The sequence below is a fragment of the Virgibacillus sp. M23 genome (assembly GCF_034190895.1).
Lineage (GTDB): Bacteria > Bacillota > Bacilli > Bacillales > Amphibacillaceae > Virgibacillus > Virgibacillus salarius.
This window is the reverse complement of sequence record NZ_JAWDHA010000280.1, coordinates 1-435: the sequence shown is the minus strand read 5'-3', so window position 1 is coordinate 435 and position 435 is coordinate 1. Positions and strand designations below refer to the sequence as shown.

General features: G+C 48.7%; 1 protein-coding gene. It reads right to left on the bottom strand.

Annotated features, from left to right (window positions below; genetic code table 11):
• Nucleotides 1-435: MFS transporter (locus RVS70_RS22555; protein ID WP_321134968.1), on the bottom strand; the 435-nt coding region annotated here is incomplete at both ends.

The window sequence follows — 435 nt, the reverse complement described above, 5'->3', positions numbered from 1 at the left end:
ATTGGCGTGGCGCTTTGGCACAAGCTTGGCGAAATAGGAACGGCTGAGGGCTTGAATACCGCCCTGCGAGGTGGCGACAAGCATGGCCAGTATCCAGAAATCAATCGTTGTCTCCATAAAATAGGCGTACACGCAGACAATCATATAAATAACGATCCCAACGTACAGCATTGTCTTCCCCGTGAAGCGTTCTGCCAGTTTTCCGTATACAATCGAAAACGGCGCGGCGACGACCTGGGTGACAAATAGGATGATCAGAAGGCTTGAGGAACCGATCCCTAAATCTGATCCATAGGATGTCGACATCGTAATAATCGTGCCGACACCGTCGATATAAAAGAAATAAGCGAGTAAAAAGAGGAACAGTGCCCGGTATTGCCTGATCCGTTTCATCGTTTGGCCGAGCCGCTTAAAGCTGTTGATGACAATATGAGG